Genomic DNA, 8083 nt, shown 5'->3' on the forward strand with positions numbered 1-8083 from the left:
AGGTCGGACGCACGGGATCACCGTAGCGGGACGGGCGGTGGGGTACTCACTGCCGCAGCCGGGAACGCGAGAGGTCGGAATGAGCGTCAGACCCGCCCTCATTCCGACCACTCACGTGACAGGTGGGGCCGACGCGCCCGCCCTCAGTCCTCCGCCGGCAACTCCAGCATGGGGCGGTGCTCGTAGAAGGTCTGCAGCACCACGGTGGTCCGGGTGGACACCGACGCCGTCTGGCGGATCTCCGTCACGAGGGCCTCGAGCTCGCGCGGCGAGCCGACGCGCACGAAGAGCATGTACGCGGCGTCGCCGGCCACGGAGTGGCACGCCTCGATCGCCGCGATGGACTCGAGGAGCTCGGGGGCGTCGTCGGGCTGGCGCGGGTCCAGCGGGCTGATCTCGATGAACGCGGAGAGCGGCCTGCCCACGGCCTCGGGGTCGAGCAGCGCACGGTAGCCCGTGATGACGCCCGTGCTCTCGAGCCGGCGCAGGCGCGCCTGCACAGCGGAGGTCGACAGGCCGACCCGCTCGGAGAGCTGGGCGAGCGTGGCGCGCGGGTCATGGGAGACGGCGGCCGCGAGCCGCGCGTCGACAGGGTCGTCCATGCGCCGCACGCTATCAGCCGGCCCCGGCCGCCGGGTTGACAGCCCCGTGCCCTCATGGAACACTTCCGGCAAGTGATCCGCGTCACCGGATATTTTCCGGCAATTCGACCTCAGGAGGGTTCCATGTCCACCACTCTGCAGCCCGCCCAGGCCGACGTCGTCGTCCCGGAGACCCCGGCCGACGCGCGCACCGTCGAGACCCACCCGGCCTGGCTCCGCCTCAAGGCCGCCGCCACCGCCCTGCAGCCCCTGCAGGTCAAGGACGGCTCCATCCCCGACCCCGCGGACCACGCCGCCGCGCGCAAGCACGTGGAGACCATCGTCGCCGCCGTCGAGGAGCTCGCCCCGCTCTTCCCGCACGACGCCGCCTACCTCGCCGCCCTGCCCCGCGACTTCGCCCGCTGGGCCGACGGCGGCTTCGCCGAGCCCGACTTCCTGGACTCCCTCGTCGCCTTCCAGCCGCAGGAGCACCGCGTCGACGGCGTCCGGCACCTCGTGGTCTTCCCGATGTACACGCAGAACGGCTCCCCCGACCGGCACGTGGAGGCCCTCGTCGTCGAGACCATCTGGCCCGAGTTCATCGCCGCACTGGAGGCCGGCGACTACGGCAACCGCCTCTTCCTCTCCCTGCGCCTGATCGACTTCACCCCCGGCTACGACACGAACTCCGCCGTGCTCTTCCCCGAGACCGTGGCCATGCGCGAGATCCCCACCTTCACGTGGGGCGCCATCTTCCAGGACCGCGAGGCCGCCCGCTTCCGCCGGGTCGTCACCGCCGCCGCCGAGATCACCCAGCTCGAGCTCCCGGCCGAGCTCGCCGAACTGCTCTCCTGCCAGGAGCTCGCCGAGGGCACCTTCGTGATGTGGGACCTCATCCACGACCGCACGCACATGCGCGGCGACCTGCCCTTCGACCCGTTCATGATCAAGCAGCGCATGCCCTTCTTCCTCTACACGCTCGAGGAGATGCGCTGCGACATGACCGCCTTCCGCGAGTGCGTGGCGATCGAGCGCCGCCTCACGGCGCGCGCCGCCGCCGGTGAGCAGCTCACCGCGCTCGAGGAGCAGACCCGCCGCCACGCCGGGCTCGTGCAGCACGCCGTCCTCTTCGACCGCGTCTTCCGCTTCGCCCTCACCGGCTCCCGCGTCCGCAACTACGACGGCCTCGGCGGCCAGCTGCTCTTCGCCTGGCTGCACCGCAAGGACGTGATCCAGTGGCGCGACGTCGAGCTCAGCGTGGACTGGGACCGGCTCGCCGACGCCGTCGTCGAGCTGGGCGACGCCATCGACACGCTCTACTGGGAGTCCATCGACCGCCCCAAGACCGTGCACTGGCTCCAGGCCTACGAGCTCGTCGCCTCCGTGGTCACCCCGCACCCGGCCTCCGTGTGGGCGCAGGGCCTGCCGCGCGAGGTGCTCGCCGGCCCGCCCAAGGGCTACACCGACCTCGTGCTCGACGACGAGTTCCCGCTGTCCATGTTCTTCGAGGCCCTCGAGAAGAAGATGTGCGGCGTCATCGAGTCCACCGCCGGGATCCGCGGCACGGACGCCTGACCCGTGGCCGCCCTGACCGACCGCGCCGTCCTGATCGCGGGCGCCACGAGCGCCTCGGGGCGGGCCGCCACGCGCACGCTCCTCGACGCCGGCGCGCACGTCGTCCCGACCGGGCGCGACGCCGCGAAGCTCGCCCCCCTCGCCGCGCTCGGCGCCGAGACCGCGGCCCTGGACCTCACGGACGAGGCCGCCGTCCGCGGCCTCGTGGAGGACCTGCACGCCCGCGGCACCCGGATCGACGGCCTGCTCCACCTGGTGGGCGGCTGGCGCGGCGGCGGGGGCCTCACCGGCCAGACCGAGGACGACTACCGCGCCCTCGAGGCCTCGTTCACGGCGCTGCGGCACGTGAGCCGGGCCCTCGACGACGACCTGCGGGCCTCGTCCGCCGGTCGCCTCGCGATCGTCTCGTCCACGGCGGTGACCCGGCCGCTCGCCGGCGGCGCGAACTACGCCGCGGTGAAGGCGGCGAGCGAGGCATGGACCCGCGCGGTCGCGCAGGGCTGGGCCAAGGCCGCCCGGGACGCGGAGACCCCGCTGCGCTCGGCGGCCCTGGTGTTCCGCGTGAAGTCCCTCGCCGGGCTCGAGGAACGGCTGGCCGAGGAGTGCGCGCGACTGTGGGAGGCTGAGGCGGGCGCGCTGAACGACGCCGTCCTCACGCTCCAGGAGAAGGGAACGGACTGACATGCAGAGGATCCACGATCCGCAGGAGCGGGGCTTCGCCTCGGACAACTACTCCGGCGTCCACCCGGAGGTGCTCGCGGCGATCGCCGAGGCCAACGGGGGCCACCAGGTCGCCTACGGCGAGGACGTGTACACGGCCCGCCTCCAGGAGGTCGTGGCCCAGCACTTCGGCGAGGACGCCACCGTGTGGCCGATGTTCAACGGCACCGGGGCGAACGTCGTCGGGCTCCAGGCCATGCTGCCCCGCTGGGGCGCGGTGATCTGCGCGGACACCGCGCACATCCACGTGGACGAGGGCGGCGCGCCCGAGAAGTCCGCCGGCATCAAGCTGCTGCCCGTGGCCACCGACGACGGCAAGCTCACCCCCGAGCTGATCGCCGCCGAGGCGTGGGGCTGGGGCGACGAGCACCGTGCCCAGCCCCTGGTCGTCTACCTCACCCAGTCCACCGAGCTCGGCACGGTCTACACCCCGGAGGAGGTCAAGGCCATCACGGACTACGCCCACGAGCACGGGATGCGCGTCTACATGGACGGCGCCCGCATCGCCAATGCCGCGGCCTCCCTGGGCCTGCCGCTGCGCGCCTTCACCACCGACGTCGGCGTGGACGTGCTCTCCCTCGGCGGCACCAAGAACGGGGCGCTGCTGGCCGAGGCCGTCGTCGTGCTCGACCCGGACGCCGCGGACGGCCTCGTGTACCTGCGCAAGAACCAGATGCAGCTGGCCTCGAAGATGCGCTTCATCTCGGCGCAGCTGCTCGCCCTGTTCGACGGCGACCTGTACCTGCGCTCCGCCCGCCACGCCAACGCCATGGCCGCCCGGCTGCGCGCCGGCATCGAGGCGGGGGTCGCCGACGGCTCGCTGGCCGGCGTCGAGTTCACGCAGGCCACGGACGCCAACGCCGTGTTCGCCGTCCTGCCCGAGGGCGTGGCCGACCGGCTGCGCGCCCGCTTCCGGTTCTACGACTGGGACGCGGCGCGCCGCGAGGTGCGCTGGGTGTGCGGCTTCGACACGACCGAGGAGGACGTGGACGCGTTCACGGCGGCGCTGCGCGCCGAACTCGTCCCCGCCGTCTGACGGACGCGCCCGGCCGGGATACCCTTCTACCACCGTGCAGCAGGGTGGGACGCCGCGGCCTTCGACGCGCGTCCGACCGCTCCTCCACCGAAAGGCCACCGTGGACACCAGCGCACCCCGGACGTCCCCGTCGACGCCGGCCGCCTCCGCCGCCCACGCCACCCCCGAGGGCGGCTCCCTGCAACGCACCCTCAAGTCCCGGCACCTGACGATGATCGCGATGGGCGGCGCCATCGGCACGGGCCTGTTCGTGGCCTCGGGCAACACCATCGCGACCGCCGGCCCCGGTGGCGCCCTCGTGGCCTATGTGGCCATCGGCTTCATGGTGTTCCTGCTGATGCAGTCGCTCGGCGAGATGTCCACGTACCTGCCGGTCTCCGGCGCGTTCGAGGAGTACTCGACCCGCTTCGTGAGCCCCTCGTTCGGCTTCGCCATCGGCTGGAACTACTGGTACAACTGGGCGATCACGGTGGCCGCCGAGCTCGTCGCGGCGGCCCTGATCATGCGGTACTGGCTCCCGGACGTGCCCTCGTGGATCTGGTCCGCGATCTTCCTCGCGCTGCTCTTCGGCCTCAACGCCCTCTCCACGCGCGCCTACGGCGAGAGCGAGTTCTGGTTCTCGCTCATCAAGGTCGCCACGGTGGTGATCTTCCTGGTGCTCGGCGTCCTGATGATCGTCGGCATCCTCGGCGGCTCCTCCCCCGGCTTCCACAACTGGACGGACGGCGAGGCCCCCTTCGTGGGCGGCGGCGCCGGCATCCTGGCGATCTTCATGGTGGCCGGCTTCTCCTTCCAGGGCACCGAGCTGGTCGGCGTGGCCGCGGGCGAGGCCGAGGACCCGGAGAAGAACGTGCCCAAGGCGATCCGCACCGTGTTCGTGCGCATCCTGCTCTTCTACGTCGGCGCAATCACCGTCGTCGGCTTCCTCATCCCCTACACCAGCCCCCACCTGCTGGGCAGCGACGTCGAGGACATCTCGATCTCCCCGTTCACGCTCGTCTTCGAGAACGCGGGCGTGCTCGCCGCCGCCTCCGTGATGAACGCCGTGATCCTCACGGCCATCCTCTCCGCGGGCAACTCGGGCCTGTACGCCTCCACCCGCATGCTCTGGGCCCTGGCCGACTCCGGGAAGGCCCCGCGCTTCCTGGCGAAGGTGAACCGGCGCGGCGTGCCCATGAACGCCCTCTACGCCACCACCGCGGTGGGCGCGGCGTGCTTCCTGACCACGTTCATCGGGGACGGCGCCGCCTACGTGTGGCTCGTCTCCGCCTCGGGCCTGGCCGGGTTCATCGTGTGGATGGGCATCGCCTGGAGCCACTACCGGTTCCGGCGGGCCTACGTCGCGCAGGGCCACGACCCGAAGGACCTGCCCTACCGCGCCTTCCTGTTCCCCCTGGGCCCGATCGTCGCGCTGGTCATGTGCGCCGTCGTGATCCTCGGGCAGAACTACCAGGCTTTCATGGGCGACGTGGACCTCGTGGCCGTGGCCACCGCCTACCTCGGCCTGCCCCTGTTCCTCGCGCTGTGGCTCGGCCACAAGCTCGTCACCGGCTCGAAGCCGGTCCGCTACGAGGACGCCGACCTGACCCGCGTCCTGGACTGAGTCCCCCACCTCGGAGGTCGCCGTGCCCGCCCCCTCCTCCCACGCTCCCGCCGCCACCCACACCGCCCGGGGCCGCCTGGTCTGGGTGGACGTCGCGCGCGGTCTGGCCCTGGTCTCGATGATGGTCGCCCACACGGCGCCCACCGGCGGCCCGGGCGGGGTGCTCCACCTCTCCGAGTACCTCACCGCGCCCCTGTTCGCGGCGCTCGTGGGCGTGGGCGCGCGCCTCGAGGCGGAGTGGCTGGGCCGTGGCCGGGCCGCGCCTCGCGCGCTCGTCCGGGCGGCCGCCCTGTGCGGGGCGGCGTGGCTGGCCGGGCACTTCGGGGCGGTCGTCGTGAACGTGCTGGCACACCTGGCCGTGCTCACGGTGATCATGGCGCTGCTGGCAGCCCTCCCCCTCGCCGCGCACCTCGTGCTCGCCGTCCTGGCCGGCGGAGGCGGCCTCCTGCTCGCCGCCACACCGACGGCCGACGTCGTCGACCGGCTCGTCCCCCTCGCTCAGGCCCTCGGGCTGAGCCGCGCGACGCTGACCCCGTGGGTCTCCGCGTTCCTCACGGACGGCCCGTACCGTCTCCCCCTGTTCCTCGCGTGGGCGCTGCTGGGGGCGGTGCTGGTCGCCACCGTCCACGGCACGACGACGGCGGCCCCGGCCCGGCGCGCACGGCTCACGGGGCTCGCCTGGGCGGCCGGGGGGATCGCGCTGGCCGGCGTCGTGCTCGCCCTGTCCCGGACGCAGACCGGCGCCGCCCCCGTGCCCTACACGGCGACCCCCGCGGAGGCCCTGCTGGACACGGGCCTCGTGCTGACCGTGCTCGGCGGGTGCGCGGCCCTGGCGCCGCGGTGGGCCGGGCTGCTGGCCGTGCCCGGCGCGATGACGCTGTCCGTGTACGTGGCGCACCTGTGGTACCTCGGCTGGGTGCGGGGGCTCGGACCCGGGCCGTGGCGCAGCGCCACGGGCACGGACGACACGTGGTTCAACCTGGCCGTGCTGGTGGCCGGCGCGCTGCTGCTGCCGCTGCTGTGGCGGGCCGTCGTGCGTATCGGCCCGTTCCGCGCGGGGCCGCTGGAGGGCGTCGTCCGCCTGCTGACGGCCCCGTTCGACCGCGCGCGCTGACCGACGTCCACCCCAGCGGGTAGCCTCGAGAGCGTGAGCGAGCGAACCACCTACCTGCTGATCGACGGCGAGAACATCGACGCCACCCTCGGCACGTCCATCCTGCAGCGGCGCCCCCAGCCCGACGAGCGGCCACGCTGGAAGCGCCTGCTCGGCTACCTCGAGGACCGCTGGGACCAGCCGGTCAAGGGCCTGTTCTTCCTCGCCATCGACGGTGAGATCCCCATCCCGTTCGTCCAGGCGCTCACCGCCCTCGGCTTCCAGCCGATCATGCTGCGGGGCGAGGGCAAGGTCGTGGACATCGGCATCCAGCGCACCGCGGAGGCGCTGCTGGGCCGGGAGGACGACGTCGTCCTCGTCAGCCACGACGCCGACTTCGCCCCCCAGCTCACCGACCTCGCGGCCACGCCGGGCCGACGCACCGGGATCATGGGCTTCGAGGAGTTCCTCTCCCACGAGCTGCGCCGCATCCCCGGGGTCGAGTTCTTCGACCTGGAGCACGCGGTGGGCGCGTTCGACTCGTCCCTGCCGCGCCTGCGCGTGATCGACGTCGAGGCGTTCGACCCGTACGAGTTCCTCTGACCCGCCGGGGGTGGCCCGCGGCTCAGTCCGTGGGCAGCTCCAGCAGGCGTTCGACGGTGGCGGCCACCCCGTCGTCGTCGCACGCCCCGACCACGCCGTCCGCCGCGGCCAGCAGCGACGGATGGCCCGAGGCCACGGCCAGGCCGAGACCAGCCCACTGGAGCATCTCCAGGTCGTTGGGCATGTCCCCGAACGCGACGACGTCGGCCGGCGCGACCCCCCGGCTCGCGGCGAACTCGGCGAGGGTCGCCGCCTTGTGCACGCCGGGCGCGGACATCTCCACGAGCGCGATGCCGGGCGCGGAGTGCGTGGCGCTCACGAGCTCGTCCAGCTCGGCGCGGGCCGCGGCGAGGAAGGCGTCCGGGGACAGGGTGTCCGAGCGGGCCAGCAGCTTCACGACGCCCAGCCGACCCGGCAGCGCGGCCTCGAGCGTGGCCGCCGCGTGGACCTCGGCCCGGAACTCCGCGCGCTCGGAGAACGCGTGCTCCCAGAAGAAGCCCTCGAGGGTCTCAGCGCCGAAGGACACGGTGCGGTCCAGCGCGCGCAGCCGGTCCGTGGCGGTCCACACGGCCTCGACGGGCATGGGGTGGGCGATCAGGACGTCGTCCGTGGCGGTGTCCACGACGACGGCGCCGTTGGAGCAGATCACCGGGCCGACGGGACCCAGCTGCGCGCTCAGCGGGCCGAGCCAGCGGAGGGGACGGCCGGTCACGAACACCACCTCGACGCCGGCGTCGTGGGCCTCGCGCAGCGCCGCGATGGTGCGCGGGCTCAGGCGCCCCGACCGCGTGTGCCGGTACCCGATGATGGTGCCGTCCAGGTCCGTCGCGATCATCCGCGGACGGCGCGAGGGCAGGGGCAGGGCGGGCATG

Annotated in this window: 8 protein-coding genes; 6 read left to right on the forward strand and 2 right to left on the reverse strand. The window is 73.2% G+C overall.

Annotated features, from left to right (window positions below):
* Positions 1-143: 143 nt before the first annotated feature.
* A complete protein-coding gene (locus QL983_RS08985) occupies positions 144-602 on the reverse strand; it encodes an Lrp/AsnC family transcriptional regulator (RefSeq protein ID WP_036316550.1) in 459 nt (152 codons plus the stop codon).
* A gap of 123 nt (positions 603-725) precedes the next feature.
* On the opposite strand from QL983_RS08985, the gene QL983_RS08990 reads away from it, so the two are divergent.
* The 6 genes from QL983_RS08990 to QL983_RS09015 all read left to right on the forward strand — a co-directional run bounded on the left by QL983_RS08990 (position 726) and on the right by QL983_RS09015 (position 7211).
* A complete protein-coding gene (locus QL983_RS08990) occupies positions 726-2156 on the forward strand; it encodes a DUF6421 family protein (RefSeq protein WP_036316548.1) in 1431 nt (476 codons plus the stop codon).
* 3 nt (positions 2157-2159) lie between these two features.
* The gene (locus tag QL983_RS08995) at positions 2160-2837 is read left to right on the forward strand and encodes an SDR family oxidoreductase (protein ID WP_290152414.1); all 678 of its coding nucleotides are present in this window, start codon (positions 2160-2162) and stop codon (positions 2835-2837) included.
* 1 nt (position 2838) lies between these two features.
* The gene (locus QL983_RS09000) at positions 2839-3912 is read left to right on the forward strand and encodes a low specificity L-threonine aldolase (RefSeq protein WP_036380765.1); all 1074 of its coding nucleotides are present in this window, start codon (positions 2839-2841) and stop codon (positions 3910-3912) included.
* 100 nt (positions 3913-4012) lie between these two features.
* Complete coding sequence (locus QL983_RS09005; RefSeq protein ID WP_290152419.1) at positions 4013-5515, forward strand: amino acid permease; 1503 nt, start codon at positions 4013-4015, stop codon at positions 5513-5515.
* 22 nt (positions 5516-5537) lie between these two features.
* Positions 5538-6629, forward strand: a complete 1092-nt coding sequence (locus QL983_RS09010; RefSeq protein WP_290152422.1) for a hypothetical protein — start codon at positions 5538-5540, stop codon at positions 6627-6629.
* A 33-nt stretch (positions 6630-6662) separates the two neighbouring features.
* Positions 6663-7211 (forward strand): NYN domain-containing protein, encoded by a 549-nt coding sequence (locus QL983_RS09015; RefSeq protein ID WP_002858225.1) that lies wholly within the window; start codon positions 6663-6665, stop codon positions 7209-7211.
* A gap of 22 nt (positions 7212-7233) precedes the next feature.
* On the opposite strand, the gene QL983_RS09020 is transcribed toward QL983_RS09015, so the two are convergent.
* Entirely contained in the window at positions 7234-8082 is an 849-nt protein-coding gene (locus QL983_RS09020; protein WP_041103498.1) for an HAD family hydrolase, read from the reverse strand.
* Position 8083 lies beyond the last annotated feature (1 nt).

Origin of the sequence: Micrococcus sp. APC 4021 (assembly GCF_030407635.1) — a bacterium.
In the GTDB taxonomy this organism is placed as follows: domain Bacteria; phylum Actinomycetota; class Actinomycetes; order Actinomycetales; family Micrococcaceae; genus Micrococcus; species Micrococcus luteus.

Bases quoted from the DNA above. Each gene is read 5' to 3' on its own strand.
- QL983_RS08985 (WP_036316550.1), bottom strand. From the start codon at position 602: ATGGACGACCCTGTCGACGCGCGGCTCGCGGCCGCCGTCTCCCATGAC.
- QL983_RS08990 (WP_036316548.1), top strand. From the start codon at position 726: ATGTCCACCACTCTGCAGCCCGCCCAGGCCGACGTCGTCGTCCCGGAG.
- QL983_RS09000 (WP_036380765.1), top strand. From the start codon at position 2,839: ATGCAGAGGATCCACGATCCGCAGGAGCGGGGCTTCGCCTCGGACAAC.
- QL983_RS09020 (WP_041103498.1), bottom strand. From the start codon at position 8,082: ATGCCCGCCCTGCCCCTGCCCTCGCGCCGTCCGCGGATGATCGCGACG.